24 protein-coding genes and 2 pseudogenes are annotated in these 26,998 nt (G+C 71.9%); 9 read left to right on the forward strand and 17 right to left on the reverse strand.

The window, feature by feature from the left end:
• Window positions 1-22: 22 nt before the first annotated feature.
• Window positions 23-598, reverse strand: coding sequence for a TetR/AcrR family transcriptional regulator (locus ACQUQD_RS03335; RefSeq protein ID WP_428950396.1), 576 nt, complete (start codon window positions 596-598; stop codon window positions 23-25).
• 149 nt (window positions 599-747) lie between these two features.
• Entirely contained in the window at window positions 748-1,041 is a 294-nt protein-coding gene (locus ACQUQD_RS03340; protein ID WP_428950397.1) for a hypothetical protein, read from the reverse strand.
• A gap of 68 nt (window positions 1,042-1,109) precedes the next feature.
• On the opposite strand from ACQUQD_RS03340, the pseudogene ACQUQD_RS03345 reads away from it, so the two are divergent.
• The 3 genes and pseudogenes from ACQUQD_RS03345 to ACQUQD_RS03355 all read left to right on the forward strand — a co-directional run.
• Window positions 1,110-1,319, forward strand: a pseudogene (locus ACQUQD_RS03345) (alpha/beta hydrolase fold domain-containing protein); the annotation flags it as partial.
• Window positions 1,320-1,438: 119 nt separating this feature from the next.
• Window positions 1,439-1,492 (forward strand): annotated as a pseudogene (locus ACQUQD_RS03350) (hypothetical protein); the annotation flags it as partial.
• Window positions 1,493-1,756: 264 nt separating this feature from the next.
• A complete protein-coding gene (locus ACQUQD_RS03355; protein ID WP_428957441.1) occupies window positions 1,757-2,545 on the forward strand; it encodes an NAD(P)-binding domain-containing protein in 789 nt (262 codons plus the stop codon).
• 94 nt (window positions 2,546-2,639) lie between these two features.
• Here ACQUQD_RS03355 and ACQUQD_RS03360 read toward each other — a convergent pair whose 3' ends face one another.
• The 4 genes from ACQUQD_RS03360 to ACQUQD_RS03375 form a co-directional block, all read right to left on the reverse strand.
• A complete protein-coding gene (locus tag ACQUQD_RS03360; RefSeq protein ID WP_428950398.1) occupies window positions 2,640-5,648 on the reverse strand; it encodes a family 16 glycoside hydrolase in 3,009 nt (1,002 codons plus the stop codon).
• 154 nt (window positions 5,649-5,802) lie between these two features.
• Window positions 5,803-7,053 (reverse strand): RNA polymerase sigma factor, encoded by a 1,251-nt coding sequence (locus ACQUQD_RS03365; protein ID WP_428950399.1) that lies wholly within the window; start codon window positions 7,051-7,053, stop codon window positions 5,803-5,805.
• Window positions 7,050-7,340: a YciI family protein gene (locus ACQUQD_RS03370; protein WP_428950400.1), complete on the reverse strand. Its 291-nt coding sequence runs from the start codon at window positions 7,338-7,340 to the stop codon at window positions 7,050-7,052. Before ACQUQD_RS03370 ends, ACQUQD_RS03365 begins: the two co-directional genes overlap by 4 nt.
• The gene (locus ACQUQD_RS03375) at window positions 7,337-8,074 is read right to left on the reverse strand and encodes a nuclear transport factor 2 family protein (RefSeq protein WP_428950401.1); all 738 of its coding nucleotides are present in this window, start codon (window positions 8,072-8,074) and stop codon (window positions 7,337-7,339) included. The genes ACQUQD_RS03370 and ACQUQD_RS03375 overlap by 4 nt, the downstream gene beginning before the upstream one ends.
• Window positions 8,075-8,376: 302 nt before the next feature.
• On the opposite strand from ACQUQD_RS03375, the gene ACQUQD_RS03380 reads away from it, so the two are divergent.
• Window positions 8,377-9,204, forward strand: coding sequence for a DUF1206 domain-containing protein (locus ACQUQD_RS03380; protein ID WP_428950402.1), 828 nt, complete (start codon window positions 8,377-8,379; stop codon window positions 9,202-9,204).
• A gap of 8 nt (window positions 9,205-9,212) precedes the next feature.
• Here the strand turns inward: ACQUQD_RS03380 and ACQUQD_RS03385 are convergent, their stop codons facing one another.
• On the reverse strand, window positions 9,213-9,845 hold the full coding sequence (locus ACQUQD_RS03385; RefSeq protein ID WP_428950403.1) for a DUF1345 domain-containing protein: 633 nt from the start codon (window positions 9,843-9,845) through the stop codon (window positions 9,213-9,215).
• A gap of 187 nt (window positions 9,846-10,032) precedes the next feature.
• On the opposite strand from ACQUQD_RS03385, the gene ACQUQD_RS03390 reads away from it, so the two are divergent.
• The gene (locus ACQUQD_RS03390; protein ID WP_428950404.1) at window positions 10,033-10,401 is read left to right on the forward strand and encodes a DoxX family protein; all 369 of its coding nucleotides are present in this window, start codon (window positions 10,033-10,035) and stop codon (window positions 10,399-10,401) included.
• Window positions 10,402-10,406: 5 nt separating this feature from the next.
• Here the strand turns inward: ACQUQD_RS03390 and ACQUQD_RS03395 are convergent, their stop codons facing one another.
• Entirely contained in the window at window positions 10,407-11,300 is an 894-nt protein-coding gene (locus ACQUQD_RS03395) for a LysR family transcriptional regulator (RefSeq protein WP_428950405.1), read from the reverse strand.
• 128 nt (window positions 11,301-11,428) lie between these two features.
• Between ACQUQD_RS03395 and ACQUQD_RS03400 the strand changes: the two genes are divergently transcribed.
• Window positions 11,429-12,724, forward strand: coding sequence for an MFS transporter (locus tag ACQUQD_RS03400; RefSeq protein WP_428950406.1), 1,296 nt, complete (start codon window positions 11,429-11,431; stop codon window positions 12,722-12,724).
• On the opposite strand, the gene ACQUQD_RS03405 is transcribed toward ACQUQD_RS03400, so the two are convergent.
• Both ACQUQD_RS03405 and ACQUQD_RS03410 read right to left on the reverse strand, forming a co-directional pair.
• Window positions 12,693-13,373: an ABC transporter ATP-binding protein gene (locus ACQUQD_RS03405; protein WP_428950407.1), complete on the reverse strand. Its 681-nt coding sequence runs from the start codon at window positions 13,371-13,373 to the stop codon at window positions 12,693-12,695. The two genes, ACQUQD_RS03400 and ACQUQD_RS03405, sit on opposite strands and share 32 nt — an antisense overlap.
• A 1-nt stretch (window position 13,374) precedes the next feature.
• The gene (locus tag ACQUQD_RS03410) at window positions 13,375-14,811 is read right to left on the reverse strand and encodes an ABC transporter permease (RefSeq protein WP_428950408.1); all 1,437 of its coding nucleotides are present in this window, start codon (window positions 14,809-14,811) and stop codon (window positions 13,375-13,377) included.
• A gap of 193 nt (window positions 14,812-15,004) precedes the next feature.
• Here ACQUQD_RS03410 and ACQUQD_RS03415 point away from each other — a divergent pair, with 193 nt between their 5' ends.
• Together ACQUQD_RS03415 and ACQUQD_RS03420 are read left to right on the forward strand one after the other, a co-directional pair.
• The gene (locus ACQUQD_RS03415; RefSeq protein WP_428950409.1) at window positions 15,005-15,670 is read left to right on the forward strand and encodes a response regulator transcription factor; all 666 of its coding nucleotides are present in this window, start codon (window positions 15,005-15,007) and stop codon (window positions 15,668-15,670) included.
• Window positions 15,667-16,890: a sensor histidine kinase gene (locus tag ACQUQD_RS03420; RefSeq protein WP_428950410.1), complete on the forward strand. Its 1,224-nt coding sequence runs from the start codon at window positions 15,667-15,669 to the stop codon at window positions 16,888-16,890. Before ACQUQD_RS03415 ends, ACQUQD_RS03420 begins: the two co-directional genes overlap by 4 nt.
• A 4-nt stretch (window positions 16,891-16,894) precedes the next feature.
• Here ACQUQD_RS03420 and ACQUQD_RS03425 read toward each other — a convergent pair whose 3' ends face one another.
• The 4 genes from ACQUQD_RS03425 to ACQUQD_RS03440 form a co-directional block, all read right to left on the reverse strand.
• Window positions 16,895-17,935 carry a LacI family DNA-binding transcriptional regulator gene (locus ACQUQD_RS03425; RefSeq protein ID WP_428950411.1) on the reverse strand — a complete coding sequence of 347 codons (1,041 nt, stop codon included), beginning with the start codon at window positions 17,933-17,935 and terminating at the stop codon, window positions 16,895-16,897.
• Window positions 17,936-17,983: 48 nt separating this feature from the next.
• Window positions 17,984-20,425 carry a glycoside hydrolase family 3 C-terminal domain-containing protein gene (locus tag ACQUQD_RS03430; RefSeq protein WP_428950412.1) on the reverse strand — a complete coding sequence of 814 codons (2,442 nt, stop codon included), beginning with the start codon at window positions 20,423-20,425 and terminating at the stop codon, window positions 17,984-17,986.
• Window positions 20,426-20,493: 68 nt separating this feature from the next.
• A complete protein-coding gene (locus ACQUQD_RS03435) occupies window positions 20,494-22,254 on the reverse strand; it encodes a discoidin domain-containing protein (protein ID WP_428950413.1) in 1,761 nt (586 codons plus the stop codon).
• A gap of 131 nt (window positions 22,255-22,385) precedes the next feature.
• The gene (locus ACQUQD_RS03440) at window positions 22,386-23,480 is read right to left on the reverse strand and encodes a DUF1996 domain-containing protein (RefSeq protein WP_428950414.1); all 1,095 of its coding nucleotides are present in this window, start codon (window positions 23,478-23,480) and stop codon (window positions 22,386-22,388) included.
• 317 nt (window positions 23,481-23,797) lie between these two features.
• On the opposite strand from ACQUQD_RS03440, the gene ACQUQD_RS03445 reads away from it, so the two are divergent.
• Window positions 23,798-24,379 (forward strand): histidine phosphatase family protein, encoded by a 582-nt coding sequence (locus ACQUQD_RS03445; protein ID WP_428950415.1) that lies wholly within the window; start codon window positions 23,798-23,800, stop codon window positions 24,377-24,379.
• Window positions 24,380-24,696: 317 nt separating this feature from the next.
• On the opposite strand, the gene ACQUQD_RS03450 is transcribed toward ACQUQD_RS03445, so the two are convergent.
• The 3 genes from ACQUQD_RS03450 to ACQUQD_RS03460 form a co-directional block, all read right to left on the reverse strand.
• The gene (locus ACQUQD_RS03450) at window positions 24,697-25,458 is read right to left on the reverse strand and encodes a CbtA family protein (RefSeq protein WP_428950416.1); all 762 of its coding nucleotides are present in this window, start codon (window positions 25,456-25,458) and stop codon (window positions 24,697-24,699) included.
• A 22-nt stretch (window positions 25,459-25,480) separates the two neighbouring features.
• Window positions 25,481-25,702, reverse strand: a complete 222-nt coding sequence (locus ACQUQD_RS03455) for a CbtB domain-containing protein (RefSeq protein WP_428950417.1) — start codon at window positions 25,700-25,702, stop codon at window positions 25,481-25,483.
• Window positions 25,703-25,931: 229 nt separating this feature from the next.
• Complete coding sequence (locus ACQUQD_RS03460) at window positions 25,932-26,990, reverse strand: enoyl-CoA hydratase/isomerase family protein (RefSeq protein WP_428950418.1); 1,059 nt, start codon at window positions 26,988-26,990, stop codon at window positions 25,932-25,934.
• Window positions 26,991-26,998: the final 8 nt, after the last annotated feature.

Genomic DNA, 26,998 nt, shown 5'->3' on the forward strand with positions numbered 1-26,998 from the left:
CGCCGGGGCTCGTACGCGCGACTCAGGCCGGGCCGTCCGCGTCGGCGAAGTGCGACAGGACCATCTCGATCAGTGCGTCGACGTCGGCCTCGGCCATGGGCTCGCCGGTCATGCCCATCCGGTGGAGCAGGACCCCGACCACCACGTCGATGAAGAAAAGGACCCGGTGCTCCGGCTCGCCGAGCGCCTCCTGGAACGCGATCCGGTACGGGTCCTGGAGCCGCGTGGACAGGATCTCGCGCAGGGCCGGATCGCTGACGGCGTCACTGAACACGCCGGCGAACGCGTCTCCCACGCCGGGCTCGCCGACCTTCCTCGCGATCCAGCGGATGGCCGACGACATGAGCGCGGCCCGGTCGGCGCCCTCCAGCGGCGCCGGACCGAACGCGTCCAGGAGGCAGTCCACGATCAGCGCGCCCTTCGTCGGCCAGCGCCGGTAGACCGTCGATTTGGCGACGCCGGCCGCGGCGGCGATGCGCTCGACGGTGGCACGCGCGTAGCCGAGCTCCTGGACGGTGCTCAGCGTCGCGGCGAAGACCGCGTCGTTGACGCCGGCGCGGGGGCGGCCCGGCGGCCTGGCGGATGTCCTCGAAGTCATTCCCGGACGATACCTGTTTTCGCTACTCTAGGTTTCGATACCTCAGGTCGCGAAAATCTATGGGCAGGGGACGCCATGAGCGAGAGCACTGCTGCGACGAGGCCGCCGGAGCCGGACTGGGCGACGGTGACGTTCGAGGAACTGGTCGCCTACCGCGAGGCGGAGAACCGTTTCCGGGCGTCCGACGAGGCGCGGCGTTCACCGGGGAGCCGGACCCCGGTGCCGAGATCTCCTGGCAGCGGGTGGCGCTGCCCGACCGCGAGATCCCGGTCCGGGTCTACCGGCCGTCCTCCGGCCAGGACGACGGGGGCGCGGACCGGACCGCCCTGCCCCTCGTGGTCCATGTGCACGGTGGCGGATTCGTCGGGACGGCCGTGCAGTGCGACTGGAGCAACAGCCACGTCGCCGCCCGGCTGCCCGCGGTCGGCGTGTCGGTCGAACACCGGCTCATGGAGCGGACACTCCCCTGTCGGCGGCCGTCGCCGACGGCTGGGAGGTGCTCCGGCACCTGGTGGAGCACGCCGCGCAGTGGGGCATCGATCCGACGCGGGTCGGCGTCTTCGGCGAGAGCTGCGGCGCGCTGATCAGCGCGCCGGCGGCGATCCGGGCCAAGGAGACCGGTCTGCCCCTGCGGGCGCAGGTGCTGGTCAACCCCGCCACCGACGTGGCCGACACGATGCTCGACCACGCCTCGATCACCGAGCACGCACACACCCCGACGCTCGCCGTGCCCGTGCTGCACCTGTTCCGGCGGTTCGGCGTGCCGTCGGGAACCGACCCCGCACGCTGTCACCGCTGTACGCCGACGACCTGGACGGGCTGGCCCCGGCGCTCCTGGGGTTGCCGACCCACGACCCGCTCGCCGATCACGGGCGCCGCTACGCCGAGCGACTGCGGGCGGCCGGGACACCGGCACGGCTCACCGAATACCCCGGAGCGGGACACGCGTTCCCCAGCCTGCCGGGGGTGGCACCGCAGGCCGAGGCCGCGCGCGCCGAGATCCTGGCCTTCCTCCGCACCTCCCTCGCCGCCGATCAAACTGCTGACCAAGCCACTGACCAAGGGCACCCTGATATGGAGGAAACCACGACCGGTATGACACGGCTCCGGCAGACTCGCTCCGCGAAGGGACCGGCGACCGTACGGCAGGGGACGACGATGGAGGAAGGCACAGTGCAGCGGATCGGCATCATCGGGGTGGGCGAGATCGGCCGGGCGATCGTGACAGGTCTGTGCGACGAGGCGGACGAGCCGCCGGAGGTCTTCCTCTCCCCTCGGGGGGCCCGCACCGCCGCGGAGCTGTCCGAGCGCTACGGGAGCGTGCGGGTGTGTGCCGACAACCAGGAGGTGGTGGACCGCTCCGACGTGGTGATCATCGCCGTACGCCGCCAGGACCGGCACGACGCGCTCGCCGGACTCGAAGTGGACGCCTGCAAGGTGGTGGTCAACGTGATGGCAGGCGTCTGCGAGGACGACCTGCGCGGGACCCTCGCCACCACGGCCCCGCTGGTACGGGCCATCCCCTTGCCCGCAGTGCGCGAACGACGCTCCGTCACGGTGACGTGGCCGTCGCACCCGGCGGTGAACGCCCTGTTCGAGCACCTGGGCGGGGTGCTCCCGGTCGCGGACGAGGATGCCTTCAACGTCTTCTCCGCGCTGACGGGCACGCTGACGACCCACTACGCGTACCTCGCCACGCTCACGTCGTGGGCCGCCGGCCACGGCATCGCCTCCGACGACGCGGACCGCTACGTTCGCAGCCTCTTCCAGGGCGTCGGGCGCGCCCTGAGCGACGAGACCCGTTCCCTGCCCCGGCTCGCGGCCGACCACGAGACCCCGAAGGGGAACAACGAACGCATCCGCACCACTTGGTTCGACCCGGCCAACTCCGCGGCCCTCACCAAAGCCCTCGACGGACTCCTGAGCGATCTCGGCCGGACCGACTGAACCGCTCGGCCGCGCGGGGCCCGCAACGCAGAGGTGCGCACACACCCTCGTGTGCGCACCTCCGTCGTTCAGGTGTGCCTCAGGCCGGGCGCCCTCAACCCAGCGGCGTCACCCGGACATTGCGGAACCGCACCTTGTTCCCGTGGTCCTGGAGGCGGATCGCCCCGGCCGACGGTCCCTCCGGCGCGCCCGCGCCGGTCGGTCCGTCGATCGCGACGTCGTCGTGGACCTTCTTGCCGTTCCACACCACGGTCACCCGCGCGTCGGCGGTCTTGTTGCCGCTGTCGTCGAAGCGGGCGGCACGGAACGTGATGTCGTACGTCTGCCATGTCTCCGGCGCCGTCGCGGCGTTGACGTCCGGCGCCTTCTTCAGATAGATCGCCCCGGCCTCGTTCGTGTCGAGGGTCTGGTCACCGTACGAGTCCAGGATCTGGAGTTCGTAGCGGTCCTGGAGATAGATGCCGCTGTTGCCGCGGTTCTGGCCGGTCACGTCGTCCGGCAGGAGGGGGACGCGGAACTCCGCGTGCAGGGTGAAGTCCTGGTAGGCGTCCTTGGTCCGGATGTCGCCGCAGCACACCTCCATCGATCGTTCGTCGGCCAGCGGCCATTCGACGCGTCGGCCGTCCGGATGCTGCCACTGCGCCTGGGAGTCGGCGGTGCCGTCGAAGAGGGTGACCTGGGAGCCGTGCGGGCGCACGGTGATCAGGTCGAGGTTGACGTGGCCCGCGTCGCCGGTGTCGAAGCGGTACGCGACGGTGTTGTGCCCCGCGCGCAGCGTGACGCGTTCGGTCCGGGTCGACCAGGCGTCCCAGGTGCCGGTCGAGGCGAGGGGCGTCTGCCTGAGCTTCTTCCCGTTCGCGTACAGGGAGAGGGACTTGGTGCCCTGGTAGGGGTTGGGGCCGTTGGAGTAGCGCAGGTTCACGTCGTAGTCGCCGGCCTTGGGGACCGTCACGTCGAAGGTCGTGGCGGCCCTGCCCTCGGTGTTGTAGCGGTCGACGAAGCCGCTGCCCGAGTAGCCGGTGTGATCGGTGTTGACGCCGGCCGTGCCCGTGAGGCTCGCCTCCTCGGCCTCGTACAGCGTGGCGGGCGGCGGCTGCTTGCCGGGCAGTTCGTTCAGCGTGTACCAGGCCTCCGTGCTCCACAGCGTCTCGCCGGACGCGGACGCGAAGGGGCGCGGCGAACGGACGTGCACGACGCGGCCGGGCTTGAGTCCGTCGAGCCGCAGCCGGACCGTGCGGCCGTCGTAGGCGAGCGTCGCCGAGCGCACGGCGAGCTTCTCCTCGGCGATCTTCGGTCCGCCGTAGTCGGCCGTCGGGGTGTAGCGCCACTGCTCGGCCTGGTAGCGCTCGGCCAGCTTCTCGACGGTGGCCTCCGACAGGGGCTGGGTGTACTCCAGGTCGAAGCCGCCGGGGACGGCGCGCATCTCCTGGACGTCGAAGGTGTTGCCGCCGTTCGGCGTGAGCTTCTGCAGGCCGAACTTCAGCTTCCCTTCCTGGCCCCAGTTGCCGTCGGCGCCGAGGCCGCCCGCGTAGATCGCGCCGTCGGGTCCCATGGTGATCCGGTTGACGCCGGCTTCGAGTCCCTGGGTGTACCGGAACACGGCGCCCTGGTACTGGCCCTTCACCTTCTCCAGGTAGCCGCGCTGGAGCCCGCCGTAGGTGACGTCACCGAAGAGCATCTGCCCGGCGAACCGCCCCTTGGTCAAGTACAGCGGTGTACTGGGCGAGTTGGCTATCTCGTTCTGCGGCAGCCACAGCACCGGCTGGGTCACGGGCTTGTCGTCGAAGGGGCCCGACGGCTCGGTGTAGTGGTTGAAGAAGCGGTCCTGTTTGATCTGCACGAGCTTGGACGCGGGCAGCCAGCCGCCCTGGTTGTCGGCGGTGAAGATGTCGCCGCCGGGGCCCCAGCCGATCCCGTTCGGGGTGCGCAGACCGCCCGCCACGGGCTGGGTCTTCCCCGTCTTCTTGCTGATCTTGTACGTGGTGCCGCGGCCGGGCGCGGGCTGCGGGGTGGTGGTCGCGCCGCCGTAGTTGATGGCGACGGAGAGGTTCACGTAGAAGTAGCCGTCACGGTAGAGCAGCCCGAAGGCGAACTCGTGGAAGTTGCCGCCGTACGGCCAGGTCGCGACCGTGCGGTACTCGTCGGTGACGAAGTCCTTGTCCTTGTCGACGAGTTGGGTCAGCTCGTGCTTCTGCGAGACGTACAGCGAGCCGTCGACGTACTTGATGCCCATGGGCTCGCGCAGCCCGCTCGCGACCTTCTTGACGGTCACCTTGTCGCGGCTGGTGTCACCGGTGACGTGGTCGAGGAGGTACACCTCGCCGGCCGTGTTCTCGGAACCGCCCCAGGTGCTGAGTGCCAGACGCCCGTCGGGCAGCCAGTCCAGGCCGGTGACCTGCGGTTCGAAGCCGTCCGGGCGCAGGTCGGTGAGGTCGAGATCGGGGCGTACGCCGGCCAGCGGCAGGCCGTCGCCCGGGCTGTCCGCGCCCGCCTCGCACTCCTTGCGGCCCGGCGCGGTCACCCGGACGACGCCCGCGTCGGTGCTCAGGGCCTCGCGCGGCACGACGGTGAAGTCGTCCGCGCCCGGCGGCTTCCACGCGAGCGTGAGCTGCTGCCCGCCGGTCCGCTCGAAGTAGTCGACGCGAAACGGGTGGGATCCTGCGGTGAGTTCGACGGACCCGTCCTTCGGTTCGGCGCCGTGCAGCCCGTCGTGGTCGATGACCTCGCGGTCGTCGACGGTGAGCCGCGAGCCGTCGTCACTGGTGAGACGGAAGGCGTACGTCCCGTCGCTCGGGACGACCAGGTAACCGGAGGCCTGGGCCGTGAAGTTGTCGGCGAAGCCGCCGAAGTCGTCGACCGTGGACCAGTCCACGGTCCCCATCAACTTGTCGTGGTTGGGCGTCTGCCCGGGCTTGAGCGTACACAGCTTGCTGAGCGGGACCTGGGTGTCGAAGACGCGCAGGGTGACACCGGGTTCCTGGGGCGGGATGTCGTCGGGAGCGGCGGCCGACGGGGGCGCGGCCCAGACGCCTCCGGCGAGGAAACCCCCGACGAGCAGGGTGGTGAGGCGTCTTCGGGCGCGGTGGAACAGCCGTGGATGCATCGGTCCTCCAGGACGGGACCGGAGGCCGCCGGATCGCACTCCGGTCGAGCAGTACGGATCCGCGGGTGCGCGGAAAGTGGGCGGTACTCCTACGGTTGCGCCGTCACGCTAGGGGACTTCTGCTGAGCACGTCCATACTTTGTCATCAACGAGTTCAAAGTCCGGTGGCGAGCCGCTTCTGCAGGAACCGCCGCTCCGCGCCGTTCCCGACCAGGTCCAGCGCGCGGGCGTAGGACTCGGCCGCCTCCGCCGTCCGTCCCATGCGGCGCAGCAGATCGGCCCGGGTCGCCGGCAGCAGGTGCACACCGTCCAGCTCACCCGATGCCTCCAGGTCCGCGACGAGGGCCAGCCCGGCCTGCGGTCCCTCCGCCATGCCGACGGCCACCGCGCGGTTCAGCCGCACCACGGCGGTCGGCACATGGCGGGCCAACTCCCCGTACAGTGCGGCGATCTCGGCCCAGTCGGTGGCCTCGGCCGTGGCCGCCGTGGTGTGACAGGCGGCGATGGCGGCCTGGATCTGGTACGGCCCCGGACGGCGGCGGCGCAGGGCGGTCTCCAGCAGTGCGGCGCCCTCGTCGATCGCGGCCCGGTCCCAGGCGGTGCGGTCCTGGTCCTCCAGGGTGACCAGGTCGCCGTGTACGTCGACGCGGCTGCCGCGCCGGGCGTCGTGCAGCAGCAACAGGGCGAGCAGGCCCAGCACTTCGGGCTCGTCGGGCATGAGGCGGGCCAGGACGCGGGCCAGGCGGACGGCCTCGGCGCACAGGTTCGCGCGCACCAGGTCGGCGCCCGAGGTGGCGGCGTACCCCTCGTTGAACAGCAGGTACACGACGCCGAGTACGCCGGTCGTCCGTTCGGGCAGCAGGTGGGCGGGCGGCACGCGGTACGGGATGCCCGCGTTGCGGATCTTCCGCTTGGCCCGCACGAGACGCTGCGCCATGGTCGCCTCGGGCACGAGGAAGGCGCGGGCGATCTCCGGTGTGGTGAGCCCGGCGAGCGTGCGCAGGGTCAGGGCCACCCGGGCTTCCATGGACAGCGCGGGATGGCAGCAGGTGAAGATCAGCCGGAGCCGGTCGTCGTGCACCCCGCTGTCGTCGGCGTCGTCGGCCGCCGGGTCGGACGGTTCCTCACGCGGTGTCAGCACGGCCGCCTCCCGAAGTCTTCCGGCCTCCACCGTGGTGCGGCGCAACACGTCCAGGGCCCGGTGGCGCGCGGTCGTGGTCAGCCAGGCGCCGGGGCGGCGCGGTACTCCGTCGCGCCGCCACCGGTCCAGGGCCTGGGCGAAGGCGTGCTGCGCGCACTCCTCGGCGAGGTCCCAGTCGCCGCCGGTCACCCTGATGAGGGTGGCGACGATCTGGCCCCATTCCTCGTGGAAGGCGGCCTCGACCGCCGCCTCGACGTCGGTCACTCCCGCACCGGCCGAATCTCCACCGCTCCACCGGCCGGTACGCCGGGGTGCCGGGCGGCGAGCGCGAGGGCGTCGTCGAGGTCGGCGGCCTCGACGAGGTCGATCGCGGCGACGTACTCCGCGGACGGATCGAACGGGCCGTCGCCGAGCAGGACTTCGTCACCCCGCACCCGCACGGTGGTGGCGTCGCAGGGCGGGCGCAGCCGCACGCAGCCGCCCTCCCCCGCGCCGCGCCCGGTCACCCCCTCGTGGTCGAGCGGTGCGCACAGGAACAGGGCGTACCTCACGCCTCGCCCTCCATGCCGGGAACGACGAGCGGCACCGACGTGTGCTGGTGGACGATCTGCCAGCGGTCGCCCGCCGACCGGTATCCGGTGGTCACCCGCGAGACGGTGTCCAGCGGTTCGCCGGTGGCCAGCGTCGCCCTGATCCGTACCAGGGCGTGGCTGAACGCGATGCTCTCGTCGACGCGGACGCGGAAGTCCAGCACCTCGCGCTCGACGGGTCCGGCCAGCGTCGAGAACCACAGCTCCTCCGCCTTGCGCAGGGCTTCCACGCCGCTCTGCTCGAGGCCGCTCACCGGGTGGAAGACCTCGACGTCCGGCGCGTAGCAGGCCATGGCCCGGTCGAAGTCGCGCTCGCGGCCGGCCGCGGTGAGCTCCGCGTCGAGCCGCCGGATCTCGGCCTCGGCGTCCTCGTCGTCCCAGAACGCGCGCACCTCCAGGGCCCCGATGGTGGCGACGGGGTGCTTCGCGGCAGCCGCGACGGCCTCCTCCATGGTCGCGCAGTCGAGGATGTCGAACCCCGCGACGTACTCCTTGGTCTCGGCGAACGGCCCGTCGGTGCGCAGCACTTCACCATCCCGTACGCGCACGGTGACGGCGTCGGCCGGGGCGCTCAGCCGGTGACCGTGCAGCCTCGTGCCGCGCTCGCCGCTCAGCTCCTCGACCCAGGGCGCGACGGGCGCCATCCCCGAGGCGTCCGCGGTGTCGTCGCCGCAGACCAGCAGCATGTACTTCATGGGTCCTCCCGGTGTTCATCCGTTTGTTTCACCCCACCGACGAACGGAACGGCTCCCTTTCGACACCTCGCGCGACACATTTTTCCGAGCGCGCGAGGAGCCTGTTCACCGTGCCGGGCTCCAGCTTGCTGGACAGCCTCTCCTGGATCGGTCCGGTCCAGGATCTTGGCCGGAACGATCCGGCCCGCCCGCCGCGCGCTGAACCCGTGGATGCGCAGCGTCGCCGCATGCCGTGCACCGCCGGGGGCACCTGTCGTCCATACCGCCGAAGCGCGGGTGCACCGACGGCGTGAGGAGAGCGCATGAGTCTGACCAGGGGCAAGGGCGGGGCCACGGCCCGGAAGGCGGCGAACAGTTCCGTCGTCGACACCGGGGCGCGCTGGGGGCTGGCCGCACGCGGGGTGCTCTATCTGCTGATCGGGCTGCTGGCGCTGCGCGTCGCGTTCGGCGGTGGGGGCAAGGAGGCCGACAGCAGCGGCGCCATCCGTGAGCTGGCCCAGCAGCCGTTCGGGAAGATCCTGGTGTGGGCCGTCGGGGTGGGCCTGGTGGGGATGGCGCTGTGGCGGCTCAGCGAGGCGCTGTTCGGCGCTTCGGGCCCCGACGGCAAGAAGCCGGGCAAGCGGCTGCTGTCGGCCGGGCGCTGCGTCTTCTACGGGTTCATGGCGTACTCGGTGCTGTCCTTCGCCCTCTCCTCCCGCGGCAGCAAGGGCAGCGACGCGAAGTCGCAGGACTTCACGGCCCGGGCGCTCGATCTTCCGCTGGGCCGCTGGCTGGTCGGCATCGCCGGTGTGGTGGTGATAGGCATCGGCATCGGTGTCGGGGTGCGGGCGGTGCTGCGCAAGTTCCACAAGCACCTCAAGAAGGGCCAGATGTCCCAGCACGTACGCCGGGCGATCGATGTGCTGGGTATCAGCGGCGGTGTCGCGCGCGGGCTGATCTACGCGGGCGTGGGCGTCTTCGTGCTGAGCGCCGCGGCGCAGTACGACCCGGACCGGGCCAAGGGGATGGACGGCACCCTGCGCGCCTTCGCCGACACCCCGGCCGGGCCGTGGCTGCTGGCCCTGATCGCGTTCGGCCTGCTCCTGTTCGGCCTGTTCTCGTTCGCGCTCGCCCGGTACCGCAGGGTCTGAGCGCGGCGTCAGCCGGTCACCAGGCCGGCGACGAGGTTGATGGCGGTGGCGAGGATGCCGGTGCCGAAGACGTAGGACAGCAGGGTGTGCCGGAGCACGATCGCGCGGATCGTCGAACTGGAGACGTCGGTGTCGGACACCTGGTACGTCATGCCGAGGTTGTAGCTGAAGTAGAAGAAGTCCCGGTACGCCGGTGGCTGCGGGGAGTTGAAGTCGATGCCGCCGCCGGACGCGTAGTAGATGTAGGCGTACCGGGTCGCGTACATGAGGTGCAGCGCGGCCCAGGCCAGGAACACGCCGCACAGGGCGGTCGCGGCGGCGACGTGGCCGGTGTCGGACCTGCCGCGCAGGAGCAGCAGCACGATGGCGACGAGGCCGCACAGGGCCGCGGCGACGACCACGAGTTCCTCGGTGACGGGGCGGAAGTCCTCGCGGCCGGCGTTGCGGCGGGTGGCGTCGGCGTCCATCGGCCAGAGCACCGCCCACCCGGACACGACGAAGACGAGTTCGGTCGCGGCGATGCCCACGAGCCAGCCCAGCGGCTTGTCCGTCGCGACTCCCACGGCGATGCCGGCCAGGGGGCCGAGGACCACGGCCGCGACGAGCCGGGGCACCGCGGCCTGCGGCAACCAGGCGCGCATCAGGCGGCGCTGCCCGTGCCGGACGTCCTGTGCGCGTCCGGCAGCACCATGTACGTCATGGAGTGATCCTCGCACCGGAGCGCGGTGAGCGGGCGGTTCGACGGAGCGGCAGCGATCTCGACACCGTTACTTACCAGTCAGTAAGCTCGCTGGGCATCCGTATTCCCACCGCCTTCGGGAGGCTCCCTTGCGCCGCGTACGCTCGCCCCAGCTCCTCGCCGGGCTCCTGGCCGGGGCCGGGGTCACCCACTTCCTGGCGCCGAGGCCGTTCGACGCGATGGTGCCGCGCATTCTGCCGGGCTCGGCGCGGGCCTGGACCTACGCCAGCGGTGCCGTGGAGCTGGCGCTGGCCGCGGGGGTCGCCCTGCCGGCGACGCGGGAGCGGGCGGCGTCGGCCGCGGCCGCGTTCTTCGTCGCGGTCGCGCCCGCCAACGTGCAGATGGCCGTGGACTGGCGCGACCGCCCGGCCCCGCTGCGGCGCGCCGCTCTGGCCCGACTGCCGCTGCAGGTGCCGTTGGTGCTGTGGGCGCGGAAGGTCGCGCGCGACGCGGGCTGAGCCGGTCAGCCGGGCGACGGCACGGACGCGCGCAGCAGGTCGATCAGGGCGCGGGCCGCGGCGCTCGGCGGGCGGTCGGCCGGGACCGCGAGGGACAGCGGCCAGTGCAGGTCCGCGCCGGTCACCGGGATCACGGCGAGCCCCTGCGCGGTGCCGGTGAGGAAGCGCGGCAGCAGCGCGACGCCGAGGCCCGCGCGCACGTAGTCCGCGCTGGTGGCGATGTCGGTGATTTCGATGGTGACGTGCCGCGGCACCGCGCGGGCCGCGAAGGCGCGGTCGGCGACGGCCCGGTTGCCGTAGCCGACCGGGCAGTCGATGAAGCGCAGTCCGGCCAGCTCACCGATCGCCACGTCGGCGCGTCCGGCGAGCGGATGATCGGGCGGCACGACCAGGTCCAGCGTCGAACCGGCCAGCGGCAGCAGCTTGACGCCGGCCGGGCGCGGCCCCGGCAGCGAGACGAAGGCCAGGTCGAGGCGGCGCTCGGCGAGACCCGCGATGTGCCCCTGCGAGCCGGTGGGCGCCACGCCGATCTGCAGCTGCACCCCGGGGTGGCGGCGGTGGAACTCGCCGAGCAGGGCGGGCAGGTCGATCAGCCGGATCGAGGTCAGCGTGCCCAGACGCAGGGTGCCGCGCAGCCCACCGCGCACCTCGGCGACGGCGTCGGCCGCGTCCCGGGCGGCGTCCAGCGCGATCCGGGCCTTGGGCAGCAGGGCGCGGCCCGCGTCGGTGAGCAGCACCCGCTTGGAGTTGCGGTCGAGCAGCCGGGCGTCCAGGTCCCGCTCCAGGGCCTTCACCGCGGCGGACACCGCGGACTGCACGATGTGCAGCCGCGCCGCCGCGCGCGTGAAGTTCTGCTCCTCGGCGACGGCGACGAAGTACTCGAGATGTCGTAGCTCCACGCCTCGACTATCGCATGGAGAGATACTTGCCAGCTTGATCATTCGTTGGACGTGATCGCCGTCGAGGCGCACAGTGGGAGGTGCCCTGGGACGTCCCCAGCCCGCCGACCTCCGATCGGAGCAGCGCCATGACCACGTCGACGCCCGAGCGCGCCCGGCTCTCCGCACCCGGCGGACCGCCTCCCGCGCCAGCCGGTTCCGCCCGCCACGGCATCGGGTTCTGGACGGTCGCCGTGGCGTTCCTCATCGCCATGGCGTTCTCGACCGTGCCGACGCCGCTGTATCCGCTGTACGAGGCCCGGGACGGCTTCTCCACGTTCATGGTCACCGTCGTGTTCGCGGTCTACGCCGTGGGGGTGACGGTCAGCCTCGTCCTCGCCGGGCACGTCTCGGACTGGGCGGGCCGCCGGAGGATACTTCTGGCCGCGCTCTTCCTGGAGCTCGTCGCGGCCGTCCTGTTCCTGACCTCCTCGGCGCTGCCCATGCTGCTGGTGGCGCGGTTCGTCACGGGCCTCGGGGTCGGCATGCTGACCGCGACGGCCACGGCGCACCTGCACGAACTGCATGCCGCGCACCGGCCCGGTGCCCCGGCGCAGCGCTTCGAGATCGTCTCCACCGCGGCCAACATCGGCGGCTTGGGCGTCGGTCCGCTGGTGGCCGGGTTCCTCGCCCAGTACGTGGGTGCGCCGCTGCGGGTGCCCTACGTCGTCTTCGCGGTGCTGCTCGTCGTGGTCATGGCCGCGCTCGCGCTCGCCCCCGAGACGGTTCAGGCGCCGCCGGTCCGCCCGCGGTACCGGCCGCAGCGCGTGAGCGCCGACCACGGGGACCGCGCCGGGTACGTCGCCGCCGCGGCGGCGGCCTTCTCCTCCTTCGCGGTGTTCGGGTTGTTCACGTCGATCGCCGCCGGGTTCGTCGGGCACACGCTCGGCCATCCGTCCCGGGCTCTGGCCGGCGTCGTGGTGTGCGCGGTGTTCGGCGGCGCGGCCCTCGCCCAGACGCTGACCCATCGGCTCCCGCCCCGCGCGAAGATGACGCTGGGGCTGCTCGCCGAGGCCGTCGGTTTCCTGACGCTCGTCGTCGGCATGCACACCGTCGACCTCGCGACCTTCCTGACCGGTGGCGTCGTGGCGGGCGTCGGGGCGGGGCTGCTGTTCAAGGCGGCGGTGGGCACCGTCGTCGCGATGGCCGCGCCGGCCCGCCGCAGCGAGGCGCTGGCGAGCCTGTTCCTCATCGCCTACCTGGGGCTGAGTCTCCCGGCGGTCGGTATCGGTGTGGCCACGCTGTCGTTCTCCGCCACCACCGCGATGACCTGGTTCGCCGGGCTGCTCCTGCTGCTCCTGTCCCTGGTCGCGGTGCTGGGCCGGCGCTCCCCCGGCGGCGGCCCGGCCCGTCTCACGCGCGGGCGCCGATCCTCCCGCGCCTGATCGTCAGCGTCTCGTCCGCGGCGTCGGCGACGTCCTTGGAGTGCGTCACCACGATCACGCACTTGCCCTCGTCGTGCGCCAGCTTCCGGAACAGGGTGATGATCCCGGCCGCGGTGTCGTGGTCGAGGCTGCCGGTCGGTTCGTCGGCGAACAGGATGTCGACGTCGCAGGCGAGCGCCCGGGCGATCGCGACCCGCTGCTGTTGGCCGCCGGAGAGCTGGAGGGTCCTGCGGTGCTGCTCGGCCTCCTCGATGCCGAGCAGGGCGAGGAGTTCGGCGGCGCGCTTCCTGCGGTGGCGGACCGTGACTCCGGTGATCTCCATGGCCGCGGTGACGTTCTGGATCGCGGTCATGTACGTCAGCAGGTTCAGGGACTGGAACACCGTGGCCGCGTGCCGGTTGCGGTAGGCGCCCAGACCGATCTCCGCGATGTCCCTGCCCCGGAACCGCACGCTCCCGGAGGTCGGTGAATCCAGTCCGCTGGCCAGGGAGAGCAGGGTGGTCTTGCCGGATCCCGACGGACCCGTCACGGCGTACATGCGGCCCGCGCGGAACCGGTGGGAGACCTCTTTGAGCACGACGCGGCGGCGGCCGCCGCCGGTGAACGTGCGCGTCACGCCGGAGAGTTCGAGGAGGGCGTCGTCGGACATGTCAGTTCCCCTTCGTCAGGATGTCGCGCGGGGTCAGCCGCAGGACGCGGGCTCCCGGGACGAGCGTGGCCAGGGCGGCGATGCCGAGCCCGGTGGCGGCGACCTTGGACAGGTCGGCCGGACCGAGGCGGATGTCCATGTCCTCGATCGGCTCCGCCTCGGGTTCGTCGCGTTTCGTGCCGCCGCCGGTGTTCGCGTAGTCCTGCTCGGGCGTCTCGTTCGCGGCGTCCTCGCGGGCCGAGGAGACCTGGCTCGACAGCAGTTGCTGCCCGATCGCCTCCGACAGGACCGGGCTGCAGGCGGCGGCGAGACCGATGGCGACGAGGGCGCAGGCGACGATCTCCACCAGGTGCTGGCCCAGCAGCCGCGGACCGCGCTCCCCCAGGGACAGCAGGATGCCGAGTTCGGTGCGGCGCTCACGCAGGGACGCGGCGACGATCAGGGCGAGGATGACCGTGCCCGCCACGGCGACCAGCCACACGGTGACCGTGGCGAAGTCGGCGGTCTTGGTGATGGGGCCGACGAGCCGGCGGTACTGCTTGTCGTTGACGGTCAGCGGAAAGATCTCCGGGTCGGCGCCCGCGGCCTGCGCGTCGTGCCGCAGCGCGCCCAGGTCGTCGGGGTCGTGGAGCGTGAAGGTGGCCTCCTGGACGACACCGTCCTTGCCCGCGCCCTTGTTCATCAGGATGCTCGCGCCGTCGGGGCTCAGGTACAGGTGGTTGGCCGGGTCCGTCACCGGGGGCACGTACTGTCCGGCGTCGGCGGTGCCGGACGTGTAGATGCCGACGACTTCGAAGGAGTACGCGGTCTGGTTCTGTTTCTCGCCGGGGGCCGGGAGTTCCCCGGCCTTCAGCTGGAGCCGGTCGCCGACTTTCAGGTGGTTCGCCTCGGCGAGCCGTTCCTCGACGACGATCTCGTCCTTTTCGCTGTCGGGGGTGATGCCGTGCCCGGACACCAACTTCGCGTCGCCGTTGCGGAATTCGGCGACGGCGTCCAGGTCTCGAATTCCGTCGGCCTTGAAGAGGTCGGTCATCGGGCTGCCCTCCCCGGCGGGCGCCGGGACCGGCTGGTACAGCTTCGTGGACTTCGTGGGGAACGCTCCGGCGTCCGTCGTGTAGTTGCAGCGGTCGACGACCGCGGACGCGCAGATCTTGTCGACGACGCTGCGCCGCAGATCACCCTTCTCGCCGATGACACCGCCCTGCCCGTTGCCCGGGGCGTCCGCGCCGCCGGACCGCATGAGCGCGTCGACGTCGAGCTGCATCGTGGCCACGGCACCGACCTCGCGCTTGGCTCCCTCGGCGGCGCGCGCCGCGGCGGCCTGGATCAGATATCCGGACAGGACGAGCGTGCAGATGACGAGGAAGAGTCCGGTCAGACTCAGGGTCTTGCCCCAATGGCCCGTGAGGCGCCACCAGGCCCGCTTCAGAAAGTTCATGGTCATCGACGCTAGACAGCGGCCGCTTTGAGCCGCGTTTGCTTTCCGCGGATGCCGCCTTCCGCTCATACACGCGTCACATACGCGCTCTGATAGAAGTGGCGGCGGTGCGTGCGGAACAGGAATTCCCTTTCACCGCCCACAGGAAAAGCTCAGAGAACGTACAGGGAATGTGCGGAAGGGACGGCCCGGCGTGCGCGTGCTGGTGGTGGAGGACGAGCAGTACATGGCGCGCGTCCTGGAGATCGGGCTGCGCCGCGAGGCCATCGCCACCGACGTCGTCCACGACGGGGACCGCGCGCTGGAGAAGCTCACCGTGTACGACTACGACGCGGTGGTCCTGGACCGTGATCTGCCGGGGCTGCACGGCGACGACGTGTGCCGGCGGATCGTCGCCATGGGCCTGGACTGCCGGATCCTGATGCTGACGGCCGCCGGGCGGCTCGGCGACAAGGTGGAGGGGCTCGGCCTGGGCGCCGACGACTACCTCGCCAAGCCCTTCGACTTCCCCGAACTCGTGGCCCGCCTGCGGGCCCTGTACCGGCGCAGCCCCGTGGCGCATCCCCCGGTGCTCGCCTTCGCCGGGCTCACCTTCGACACGCACCGCCGCCGGGTCGCGCGGGACGGCGTCGAGATCCGTCTCACCCCGAAGGAACGCGCCGTGCTGGAGCTGCTCATGCGCGCCGAGGGCGGTGTCGTGAGCGCCGAGTACCTGCTGGACAAGGCCTGGGACGCGCACACCGATCCGTTCACCAACGCGGTACGCCTGGTGGTCCACACCCTGCGCAGGAAGCTCGGAGAACCACGGCTCGTGCACACGTCCATCGGCGCCGGCTACTACCTGGGGACGACCGGATGATCCGGCCGGGCCGCCGTACCCCGCCGCGCTCGCGCACCCTGAGCATCCACACCCGGCTCTTCCTGGGTTTCGGAGCCGCGCTCGCCGGGTGCGGGGCGCTCATGGTCGCGATCATCTACGTGGGCATCCGCTATCTGCCGACGTACGACTTCACGACCACCGTCTCCGTTCCTTCGCCGGCGGCGTCCTCGCCCGCCCCGACGAAGCTGCCGGACTTCCGGCAGGCTCGGCCCGTCGAGGGCGAGAAGGTCGACACGAACGGCCTCGTCCAGGACAAGGAGGACGTGTGGCACACGGTCCTCGCGGTGTCCGTGGCCGGGGTGCTGCTGGTGACCGCGGTCGGACTCGGCGCCGGATGGCTGCTGTCCCGCCGGCTGCTCACCCCGCTGTCGGCGATCAACCGGGCCGCGGCGCGCGCCGGTCAGGGCGATCTGTCGTACCGGATCGACGCGGCAGGGCCCGCCGACGAGCTCAAGCAGCTGGCGGACACCTTCGACACGACGCTGGAGCGGCTCGAGGAGTCCTTCGAGGCGCACCGCCGGTTCGCGGCCAACGCCTCGCACGAGCTGCTCACCCCGCTCGCCACGACGCGGGCCGTCCTGCAGGTCGCGGCGGCCGACCCGAGCCGCGAGGAGTTCGCCGAGCTGCTGCCGATGCTGGTGGAGACCAATGAACGCAACATCACCGTCGTCAACGAACTGCTGCAACTGGCCGCCACCGAACAGGCCGAGTTCGACGCGGAGCCGGTCGACGTGGCCGACGTCGTCGCCGAGGCGGTGGACGACCTCACGGGCCGCGGCGGCGACCTGGACGTGCGGCTGCGGCTGCCCGGCCCGGAGACGGACTGCCACGTCGCGGGAAACGCCACGCTCCTACGGCAGTTGGTGGTCAACCTGCTCGACAACGCGCGCACCCACAACACGGCGGCCGGATCGGTCGAGGTGACCGTCGACGCCGACACCTCTTCGGACACCGAGGCCGACGGCGTGGTGCTCACCGTCACCAACACCGGTCCGGTGGTGGACCCGGAGACGGTGGACCGGCTCTTCGAGCCGTTCTATCGCGCGCGGCCCCGCGTCTCCAGCGACCGGGGCCACGGCCTGGGTCTCGCCATCGTCCGCAGCGTGGTCCGCGCGCACCACGGGACGGTCACCGCCGAGGCGCCCGCGAGCGGGGGCCTGCGCATGCGCGTACGGCTGCCGGTGGCCGCGGGCGGATGAGCGGTCACGTGGACGCGCGGACCACCAGCTCGGGTTCGAAGATCATCGACGTCGGTTCCGTGCGCGCGCCCTCGATGTGCTCCTGCAGGATGCGGGCCATGGCCCTGGCCATCTCCTCCACGGGCTGGCGGACGGTCGTCAGCGGCGGGGTGCAGGTGATCGCGACGCTGGAGTCGTCGAAGCCGACCACCGCCACGTCCTCCGGGATGCGTCGGCCCCGCTCCCGCAGCACCTGGCACACGCCTTGCGCCATCAGGTCGTTGGCCGCGAACACGCCGTCCAGGTGAGGGTGGTCGTCCAGCAGCCTGGCCATCGCGGCCGCGCCGCTGTCGAGGGTGAAGCCGCCTTCCGCGATGGGGACGTAGGGCAGGCCCGCCCGCTCCATCGCTTCCCGGAAACCGGCGAGCCGCTGCTGGCCGGCCGGCAGGTCCAGCGGGCCCGTCACCGTCGCCACGCGGCGCCGGCCCCGGTCCAGGAGGTGCTGCGCGGCCATCCGGCCGCCTTCGCCGTGTGCCAGGTCCACGTAGCTGACGGGAGCGGGCAGAGCGGGCCGGGCGAAACACACGGCGGGCAGCTGTTCCCGCGCGAGCAGCGGCGGCAGCGGGTCCTCGGCGTGCGTGGAGACGACGAGCGCGCCGTCGGCCCGGCCCTCGCGCAGGTAGCCCATCACCTCGTTCCGTGCCGACTCCGACTCGGCGAACATCAGGACCGGATGCATCGATCGGGTCCGCAGGAAGGCGACGACGCCGCTGACGATGCGGCCGAAGAAGGGGTCGGCGAACACCCGCGCCGCGAAGGCGTTCTGCGCGCTCTCGTCCTCCTCGCCCGCGCCGGACACCACGAGGGCGATGGTCTCCGCACGCCGGGTGACCAGGGAGCGCGCGGCCCTGTTGGGGGTGTAGCCGGTGCGCCGGATCGCCTCGCGCACCGTCTCGCGAATGGCGGGGTCCACGCTGGGGACCTCGTTGATCACCCGGGACACGGTCGCCCGCGAGACCCCCGCCTCACGGGCGACGTCCTCCAGCGTCAAGGACTGTCGTTGCATGCACGCAGCTTAATCGTGCCGCCGCATCGCGCATAGAGCGCTCTCTTGTCAACTGCCGTCGGCGCCCACCTCTAGGTGCCCGGTGAGCGGGAGGTCACCGGCCGAGCGTCCCACGTGCACGGTGAAGCGGCCGGGCTCGACGACCCAGCTGTGCTCCTCCGCGGACCAGTACCGCAGCGCGCGGGCCGACACGGTGATGTCGGCGCGGGTCGTGCCACCGGGCGCCGCCTGCACGGCCGCGTACCCGGCGAGCCAGCGCGCGGGTCGCTCCACCCGCGAATCGGGCCGGGACAGATACACCTGGACGACCTCGCGCCCGTTCCGGTCACCCGTGTTCCGCACCCGTGCCGTCACCGTGAACTGGCCCTCCTCCTGAGCGGCTTGGGACACGGTGATGTTCTCGTAGTCCCACGTCGTGTAGCCGAGACCGTGCCCGAACCAGTAGGCGGGGGTGCGTCCGGTGCGCAGCCAGGCCCGGTGTCCGACGTGCAGCCCTTCCTCGTAGGCGAGCACGCCGTCGACGGGCCGTGTCTCGGTGACGGGGGCGTCGTCGAGCCGGTCGGCCCAGGTGGTGGGGAGCCGGCCGCCGGGCTCGGTGTCACCGAACAGGATGTCGGCGAGGGCTCCCCCGGCCTCCTGGCCCGGCAGCCAGGCGAGCAGGACCGCGGCGACGCGGTCCCGCCACGGGAGTTCGACCGGCCCTCCGGAGTTGACGACCACGACGGTGCGGGGGTTGACCGCGGCCACCGCGCGCACCAGGTCGTCCTGGCGTCCGGGCAGGGCGAGGGTGGTGCGGTCGTGGCCCTCCGACTCGCTGCCGTCCGTGGTCCCCACGACGACGATCGCCGCGTCGGCGTCGCGGGCAGCGGCGACGGCGTCGGCGATCGCCGCGTCGGCCGGTCGGGCGGGCGCCGCCGCGGTCAGGACGGTGGCGCGTCCGGTGTCGGGGGCGAGTTCGCGGCGTGCCACGACCAGTACGGGGGTTCTGGCGGTGAGGGTGTGGTGTGCCGTGGGGCCGGGCGGGTTCACGTGGACGACGGCCGGGTCGTCGGTGCGGCGCGGGAACTCGTCGTCGATCAGTGTGTGGCCGTCCACGGTCAGGGACAGCCGGCCGAACCCACCGAGGGCGAAGGCCCATCGGCCGCCGGTCTCCGGGGTCAGCAGGGCACTGATCTCCACCGTGCGGGCGCCGTCGGTGAGGGTGGGCTCGAGGAGCCGGCCGGAGTGCCGGTGTTCGCTGGTGAGCTCGTTCCCCTCGGCGTCCAGGATGCGCAGCAGCAGGCCCGGCGCGCCGGATCGCGGATCGACGCAGTTCCGCGGGGACAGCGGGGCGGGCGGGGCCCCCAGGTCCGGGCCGGTGGCGTGGACGACGCGGGCCCGGCCGCGCAGTCGATCCCGGATCCCGTCGAGCGGCGGGACGATCCGCTCGGGGAAGACCCCGGCGCTGCCGCCGCCCTGGACGCGTGGCGTGACGGCGTGCGCTCCGATGACCGCGACGGTGCTCGACTCGGCCTCGCGCAGCGGGAGTACGCCGTCATTGGTCAGCAGCACCGTTCCGGCCGTGACGGCGCGGCGCAGCAACTGCCGGGTACGGGAGGCGGGCGGCGGTATGCGGCGTGCCGGAGCGGGCGTCGTGTCCAAGGCGCCGACCCGCTGGGCCAGCAGGAGCAGTCGGCGCACCTTGTCGTCGATCGCGGCCTGCGGCACCCGCCCGTCCTCCACGGCGTCGGCGAGCAGGTCGTCCCAGGGGCCGCCCGGTCCGGGCATCGCGAGGTCGAGGGCGGCGTTCGCCGTGTCGACCGCCGTGCGCAGGGCGCCCCAGTCGGAGATCACCATGCCGTCGAAGCCCCACTCGTCCTTCAGGGGGCTCGCGAGCAGCGGGCTGGCGGCCATGGTGGTCCCGTTGACGCGGTTGTATCCGGCCATGACCGCCCAGACGCCCGCGTCGACGGCCGCCTCGAAGGGGGCGAGGCAGACCTCGCGCAGGGTGCGCTCGTCCACCCGTACGTCCACGGTCAGGCGGCCCGTCTCGGAGTCGTTGGCGACGAGGTGTTTGGCGGTGGCGGCGACCCCTTCGGCCTGCAGGCCGCGGACGAGTGCCGCGCCGATGCGGCCGACGAGCCAGGGGTCCTCCGAGAAGCACTCGAAGTGGCGTCCGGCCAGGGGCGAGCGGTGCAGATTCAGGTTGGGGGCCAGCACGACGTGCACGCCCTTGCGATGTGCCTCCGTGGCGAGCAACCCGCCGAGTTCGCGGACCAGTTGCTCGTCCCAGGTCGCCGCGAGGGCCGACGCGGACGGCAGCAGGACCGAGGTGACGCGCTCGTCCCAGGCTTCTCCCCGTACCCCCGCGGGCCCGTCCGAGGTGACCACCTCGGCCAGGCCCACGGCGGGTTCGGCGCGGGTGCGCCAGGTGGTCCCGCCCGTGAGCAGCCGTACCTTCTGCCGCGGACCCAGCTTGTCGACCAGCCGGTCCGGCTCCTCGTCGGCCATTGCCCCACCCTTCGAACCCATGGATGCTGTAGAGCGCTCTCTCACGGTGTCGTTCTATCGGATTCCGGTCAGTTGTAGATACCGAACTCGTAGAGGGAGTAGCCGTATCCGGTGCCGCGGGCGGTGCCGTTGACGCGGACGTAGCGGCCCGTGCCGGTCACGTCGAAGTCGTCGACGCCGCCGTTGCCGTCGGTGACCTCGCGGACGGTCGTCCAGTTCTGTCCGTCGTCCGAGGTCTGGATCGTGTACGCCTTCGCGTACGAGGTCTCCCAGTTGAGCTGGACGTGCCGGAACGACTGGCGGGAGCCGAGGTCGACCCGGAGCCACTGCGGGTCGCTCCAGTCACTGGCCCAGCGGGTGTCGTTCTTGCCGTCGACGGCGCTCGGGGCGGTGCACGGGCAGTCGCCGTAGTCGGTGGTCTGCTGCGAGGAGGCCGTGGCGGTCTTGCCGAGGGCGATGTTCGTGCCGTCGACGGGCGGCGGCACGACGCGCACCGAGCGGGTCTCGACGCCCACGTTGCCCTTGCCGTCGGTCACCTTGACGTAGATCTTCCAGACGCCGGGCTTGTCCGGGGCGGTCACCTTCAGCCGTCCCGAGCCGAGGTCGGTGGCCTGCATCGGCACGAGCTGCTTGCTCTGGTCGATGTAGTTGCTGTTGCTCAGGACCTGGTAGGACAGCGGGTCGCCGTCGGGATCGGTCGCTTTGGCGGAGACGATGAGATCGCGTCCGGCGGGCACGTTCGACGCACCCCCCTCGATGTCCATCTGCGAGATGACGGGCGGGGTGTTGTCCCTGGACGTGTCCGCTCCGTAGGCCTTCTTCACGGCGTAGTAGGACAGCCGCTTCTCACCGGCGGGCAGCAGGTTGAACCAGATGCCGCCGAAGTCGTACTCGGTGCCGTAGTGGAACATGGTGGCGCCGAGGGCGACGCCCTTGTGCCCGGTGATGCAGCCCCACGCCTTGGTGTAGCCCTCGGCCTTGGCCTGGTCGGTGGGCTCCTGGGGAACGCCGTTGGCGTCGTCGGGCACCTCCCACTCCCCCGCGGGACCGGTCTCGGTGACGATGTACGGCTTGGTGTAACCGCCCTGCTCCCAGGCCGACTTGACGTCGCAGACCGCGTTGTAGGAGTTGACGGCGTACAGGTCGAGGTCGGGGGCGTTCTTCTTGTAGTAGGGCCAGGCGCCGACCCAGGCGTCGGTGGAGGTGACCGGGTGGTTCGGGTCGACGGCGTGGATCTTCTTGGTGATGTCGTTGACGAAGGTCGTGTAGGCGTCGCGCTGCTTCTCCAGTTCGTCGCCGCTGTAGCAGTTCTGCAGACCGAGTACGGACTCGTTGCCGACGTTCCACATCAGCACGCCGGGGTTGTCCTTGTACGTGTCGACCCACTTGGGGAACTCGTCGAGCATCTGGTTCTTGTACGCGGTGTCCGTCAGGTAGTTCACGCAGCCGCCGCTGCCGGGGCCGCCGCCGGGCTGGAGCCAGAAGCCGGCGATGACCTTGATGCCGTTCGCGGCCGCGGAGTCGAACAGCGGCTTGCTGGTGGCGTCGGTGCCCCAGGTGCGAATGGTGTTGACGCCCATGGACTTCAGGTCGGGGAGGTACTTGTCGGCGTCGCCGACGGACGGTCCCCAGGTCAGGCCCTTGACCTGGTACGGCGAGCCGTTGACCTGGAGCTGCCAGTTGCCCTGCGATCCGGTCACCTTCACCACGTCGCCCGCCGCCTGCGCGTGCTGGGCGGGCAGGGCCAGGAAGCCGGCCGCGAGCATCCCGGCGGTGACGGGTGTGGCCAGACGGTGCGATCTGCGGTTGGTGGTGCGGGTCCTGCGCATGCGGGTGCCTCCGGTGGGGGTCGGTGGGAGAAGCAGAGGGGGCAGAGAGAGGGGAAGCAGAGGGAGGGAGAGAGGGAGGGGAAGGGGCGGCGGCCGGTCAGGACGGCCGCCGCCCCGGGTACTTCGCGGGGTCAGGGCAGCTCGTAGTGGTCGTTGAGGACCGCGCCCTTCTCCGGGTGGTTCTGGTCGTAGCCGCGCGGGTCGCACTGGAGGCCGCCGACGACGCAGTGGTCGACCATGGCCTTCAGCGTCCGGTCGTCCCAGGCGTTGAAGAAGTCGTAGTGGAACGAGTAGCTGGGGCCGCTGGACAGCCGCAGCTTCGACAGGTCGCCGTTGACGGGGAACGCCATCTTGAACTCGATCATCGGCAGGGCGACGGGGTGGTCGGCCGGGCAGATGTTGTCGTTGGTCCCGTTCTTCACGACCGGATACGCCATGTGGCTCTTGTGGTCAGGGGTGTCCAGGTACTTCCCGTCCCAGCAACTCGGCGCCTGGAAGCGGATGTTGACCTGGGTGGACGGCGTCGTGGGGCAGTCCTTGGGGAAGTCGACGTTGAAGAAGCTGTCACCGCACTCCCAGCCCTCGACGAAGCCGGGGTGGTTGCGGAACTCCTGCGCGGTCTGCATCGGGCTGCCGACGACGAACCGCAGTCCCTTGGGGAAGGGCCGCACACTGGTGTAGTCGGTGACACCGGCCTTGTAGTAGATGGTCTGCTCGCCGACCGGGAGGACCGGCTGGTCGCCGTTGAGCATGGTGGGCATCCAGTAGCCGGACTTGTCGCCCGGCGCGAGGCACTTCGTGGAGCCGCTGCCGAGCGAGTCCGTGGTGCTGTTCGCGTCGGTCGTGGTGTTGCCCATGAACGTGTGGTCGTGGGACTTTCCGGCCTGGCCGGGGTAGACGATCGGGTCGTCCGGCTTGGTGTGGGTGACGGAGCAGTGCGCCTGGAACTCGTGGAAGTAGGCGTGCGGCGGCTCCTTCGTGGACGGTTCGACGCCCGTGACCGGCGGGTTCGCCGGGATGTAGCCGTCGCCGTCCGCGTCCTCGGCGGCGGCTCGGGTGGACGCGGCCATCGTGTGGCCCTGGTGGACGGATGCGGACGAGGACGTCTGCTGCGCGGGTGCCTCGGCGGCGCCGGCGGTGAGGGCGACGCCGCCCACGCCCAGCGTGGTCAGTACGAGTGCGCCGGATATCAGCAGCCCTGAGAAGATTTTCGATCTCCGTGCCATGGAGACCTCCTGCCATGTCGGTACGACGTGTGGTGGGGGGTGGGCGGCGGCACGAGGGGTGGCCGCCGTCCGTGGGACATGTCGCGCACGGGTCGAGAGAGCGCTCTCTCGCCGGGGAGTGTTCTCGCTCTGACGTGGCAGTGTCAAGAGAAAGTGAACGCCCTGTTTCAGGAAGCGGCGCCGGGCCCACCCGTTCCAGGGGTGTTCCGGCACCTCATCAAGTGGCTTCGCAACAGCGGCACTTGGGCTCTCGGAGAGCGCTCCCGCCCTGGTCCTCGCCGGTGGGGGCGTGGTGCCGGTCGCTAGTCTCGACTCCTATGAACCAGACCAGTCGCGTCCTTCTCGTGACACCCGCCCTGAGCGCGGCGCAGCGCCGGGCCGCCTTCGACGACGGCGATCCGCTCGACCCCGCGGGGGCCGAGCGGGCCCGCGCGGCAGCCGGTTCGCTGCCCGCGGATGCCCGGGTGGTGGTGTCGCCCAGCGCGCGCTGCCGGGAGACCGCCGCCGCGCTCGGGCTCTCGACCGCGTCGACCGCCGCCGAACTGGCGGGCATCGACGCGGGGAGCTGGCGCGGCAGGACGCTGGACGAGGTGGGCGCCGCCGAGCCCGAGGCCCTGGGGCGCTGGCTCACCGAACCGGGCACCGCCGCGCCGGGCGGGGAGTCGGTGGCGCAGGTGTGCGCGCGGGTCGCGCGATGGCTGGGCGGCGTGGAGCCGGGCGCGGGGCGTCTCGTCGCGGTGGTGGAACCGGACGTGGTGCGGGCCGCCGTGGTGCAGGCGATCGGGGCGCCCCCGGCCGCGTTCTGGCGGCTGGACGTGGCGCCGCTGACGGTCACGGAGCTCAGCGGGCGGCTGGGGCGGTGGAACGTCGGGCTCGGCCGTCCACTGGGCCCGTCCTGACCCGGCCGAGGGGAACGAGGCCCGCTGCCGGCCAGGGAGCGGTGCCTCCGGGTTCGGCGCGGCCGACCGCGCTCCCGCGGCGGTCGGCGGCGCCTCCAGTGGCGGACCTGGAGCGGGGACCTCTCCGCCCCCGCACATCTCGCTCCCGTTCGGCGATCACCTCGTGACCGCCGGGGGTGGTGCGGCGCGGCCGGGACGGTCCGGCCGCTCGGCTCCTCCCCTCCTCGCCCGGTCGGCGACGCGTGGCCCGGCCGGCCCCCGCGAACGCGAGAGGGCCCCCGGACGGTTCCGCGGGCCCTCTCGTGCGACGGGTCGGGTCACTGCCCGGCCGGCACCGCCCGAGCGGGCACCGCGGCGGACCGCGGACGCAGCAGCCGTTCGGCCAACTCACCGAAGAGCAGGCCGAATGCACCCCACAGCGTGATCTGTACGGCGAGGGCGGAGAGCCGGAAGCGCCACAGCAGAGCGGCCGGGAAGTGGTCCGGCACCTCGTTGACCACGGGCAGGAACGCGAAGGCCACGCCGATCACGACGACGAAGCCGAGCACCGCCACGACGGTGGCGTACCAGGTGCCGATCCTGGGGGCGAGCCGCTTGCCCAGGATCGTCGCGCCGATCGCGAGCAGCACACTGAGCACCATCATCAGGAAGTACAGGGTGGTCCGCTTGCCGATGGTGTCGCCGTTGCCGACCGCGGGCGGATTGGCCGGATACTTCAGGAACGGCACGACGTACACGGCGATCAGCGCGCACACCGCCAGCAGCAGCGCCGTGGCGCGCGGGCCGAAGCGGCCCACCCGGCCCAGGGCGAAGCAGTAGGCGAGCGCGGCGATGCCGCCGAAGGCGACCCCGTAGACGAGGACGCCGGTGGCGAGTCCGGCCGTCGACTGCAGGCTGCGGGAGACGAGTTCGACCTCGTCGCCGTGGGAGTGCCCGGCGTGGCCGCTCTCCTCGAAGCCGATCGCCTTGTCGACGTTCGGCTCACCGAGCCAGTAGGCGATGACCAGGGCGAGCACGCCGGCGGCAAGGCCGGCGAGCATGCCCCGAACAAGCAGGTTGCGTACGGTTGTCGAGTTCATGAGCTGCGCGACGTCCCTCTGGTCAGTGGCAGGGGAAGCCGAGCAGGTGGCGGGCGTCGTGCACCCACTCATGGACCTCCGCGCCGCTGAACACGGACGTGGCGCCCTGTTCGGCGCCGACGAAGTAGAGCAGGACGAGCATCAGGATGCCGAAGAAGGCGGCCCAGGGGGCGATCACCTTCAGCGGCAGTTTTGCCGGTATGACAGGGGTGGTGGCGGTCGGCTGGGCGACAGGCTGCGCCATGGCAGGGCCTCCTCGGGAGTTCGCGTCCCATCTCGGTGGTGCACAGGACGACAGCCACGGGTCTGACTCACGAGCGGTCCTGGGACCGCTCGCACACAGTGGCGCGACCGTGCCGGATTTCCACCGGCTTCCGTCGTGCCGTCGTCGATACGCACTGAAGGTACCGCGTGTCGCGTGCATGGCCAAGACAGCCCCGGCCGGAGTGATCTTGCTCGCAGTGCCGGTGCGGCTACGACCTGCGCGCGCCGAGGCCGAGTTCGCGCGCGCCCAGCGGTGCGAAGTGGCGTGCCACGTCGGCGTCGGTGACCTCGGCGAGGGTGCGCGGTGACCATCGGGGCCTGCGGTCCTTGTCGATGACCTGGGCGCGGACGCCCTCGACGAGGTCCGGGCCGCTCAGCGCCGCGCAGGAGACGCGGTACTCCTGGTCGAGCACGCTTTCCAGGGAGTCGAGTGCGCGGGCCCGGCGCATCGCGGCCAGGGTGACCTTGACGGCGGTGGGCGACCGGCTGAGCAGCACTTCGGCCGTTTCCTTGGCCGCGGGGTCGCCGTGGCCGAGCAGGCGGTCCACGATCTCCTCGACGGTGTCCGCCGCGAAACAGGTGTCCGTCCAGTCACGCTGAGCCGTCAACTCTCCCTGCGGCGCCGGGAGTTCGTGGCGCGCGAGCGCGTCCCGCACCGGCGCGGTCGCCAGCTCGGCCAGGAGTGCGGGCAGCGCCGCCGACGGCACGTAGTGGTCGGCGAGCCCGCACAGCAGGGCGTCAGCGGCCCCGATGTGCTCGCCCGTCAGCGCGAGGCGGGTGCCCGTCTCGCCGGGCGCACGCGTCAGGAGGTACGTGCCGCCGACATCGGGCACGAAACCGATGCCGGTCTCCGGCATGGCGACCCGCGAGCGTTCGGTGACGACTCGGACGCCGCCGTGCGCGGAGACGCCCACGCCGCCGCCCATCACGATGCCGTCCATCACGGCGACGTACGGCTTGGGGTAGCGGGCGATACGGGCGTTGAGGTGGTACTCGTCGCGCCAGAACGCGGCGGATGCGGTGCCGTCGCCGTCCCGCGCGTCGTCGTGCACCGCGCGGATGTCGCCGCCCGCGCACAGGCCGCGCTCCCCCGCGCCGGTGATGACGACGGTCCCGACGGTGTCGTCGTCCTCCCAGGAGGTGAGCGCCTGGTCGATGAGGCGCACCATGTCGTGGTTGAGCGCGTTCAGGGCGCGGGGCCGGTTGAGGACGAGGTGGGCGGCCCGGCCCTCCCGGTGGACGAGGACGGGGGCTTCGCCGCCGGTCATCCGAGGTC

Origin of the sequence: Streptomyces sp. cg35 (assembly GCF_050410835.1) — a bacterium.
GTDB lineage: Bacteria > Actinomycetota > Actinomycetes > Streptomycetales > Streptomycetaceae > Streptomyces.

Coding starts and splice junctions, on each gene's coding strand:
- ACQUQD_RS03375 (WP_428950401.1), bottom strand. CDS start 8,074: ATGAAGTACATGCTGCTGGTCTGCGGCGACGACACCGCGGACGCCTCG.
- ACQUQD_RS03420 (WP_428950410.1), top strand. CDS start 15,667: ATGATCCGGCCGGGCCGCCGTACCCCGCCGCGCTCGCGCACCCTGAGC.
- ACQUQD_RS03380 (WP_428950402.1), top strand. CDS start 8,377: ATGAGTCTGACCAGGGGCAAGGGCGGGGCCACGGCCCGGAAGGCGGCG.
- ACQUQD_RS03430 (WP_428950412.1), bottom strand. CDS start 20,425: ATGGCCGACGAGGAGCCGGACCGGCTGGTCGACAAGCTGGGTCCGCGG.
- ACQUQD_RS03410 (WP_428950408.1), bottom strand. CDS start 14,811: ATGAACTTTCTGAAGCGGGCCTGGTGGCGCCTCACGGGCCATTGGGGC.
- ACQUQD_RS03335 (WP_428950396.1), bottom strand. CDS start 598: ATGACTTCGAGGACATCCGCCAGGCCGCCGGGCCGCCCCCGCGCCGGC.
- ACQUQD_RS03435 (WP_428950413.1), bottom strand. CDS start 22,254: ATGCGCAGGACCCGCACCACCAACCGCAGATCGCACCGTCTGGCCACA.
- ACQUQD_RS03450 (WP_428950416.1), bottom strand. CDS start 25,458: ATGAACTCGACAACCGTACGCAACCTGCTTGTTCGGGGCATGCTCGCC.
- ACQUQD_RS03405 (WP_428950407.1), bottom strand. CDS start 13,373: ATGTCCGACGACGCCCTCCTCGAACTCTCCGGCGTGACGCGCACGTTC.
- ACQUQD_RS03440 (WP_428950414.1), bottom strand. CDS start 23,480: ATGGCACGGAGATCGAAAATCTTCTCAGGGCTGCTGATATCCGGCGCA.
- ACQUQD_RS03455 (WP_428950417.1), bottom strand. CDS start 25,702: ATGGCGCAGCCTGTCGCCCAGCCGACCGCCACCACCCCTGTCATACCG.
- ACQUQD_RS03400 (WP_428950406.1), top strand. CDS start 11,429: ATGACCACGTCGACGCCCGAGCGCGCCCGGCTCTCCGCACCCGGCGGA.
- ACQUQD_RS03445 (WP_428950415.1), top strand. CDS start 23,798: ATGAACCAGACCAGTCGCGTCCTTCTCGTGACACCCGCCCTGAGCGCG.
- ACQUQD_RS03355 (WP_428957441.1), top strand. CDS start 1,757: ATGGAGGAAGGCACAGTGCAGCGGATCGGCATCATCGGGGTGGGCGAG.
- ACQUQD_RS03460 (WP_428950418.1), bottom strand. CDS start 26,990: ATGACCGGCGGCGAAGCCCCCGTCCTCGTCCACCGGGAGGGCCGGGCC.
- ACQUQD_RS03425 (WP_428950411.1), bottom strand. CDS start 17,935: ATGCAACGACAGTCCTTGACGCTGGAGGACGTCGCCCGTGAGGCGGGG.
- ACQUQD_RS03385 (WP_428950403.1), bottom strand. CDS start 9,845: ATGCGCGCCTGGTTGCCGCAGGCCGCGGTGCCCCGGCTCGTCGCGGCC.
- ACQUQD_RS03360 (WP_428950398.1), bottom strand. CDS start 5,648: ATGCATCCACGGCTGTTCCACCGCGCCCGAAGACGCCTCACCACCCTG.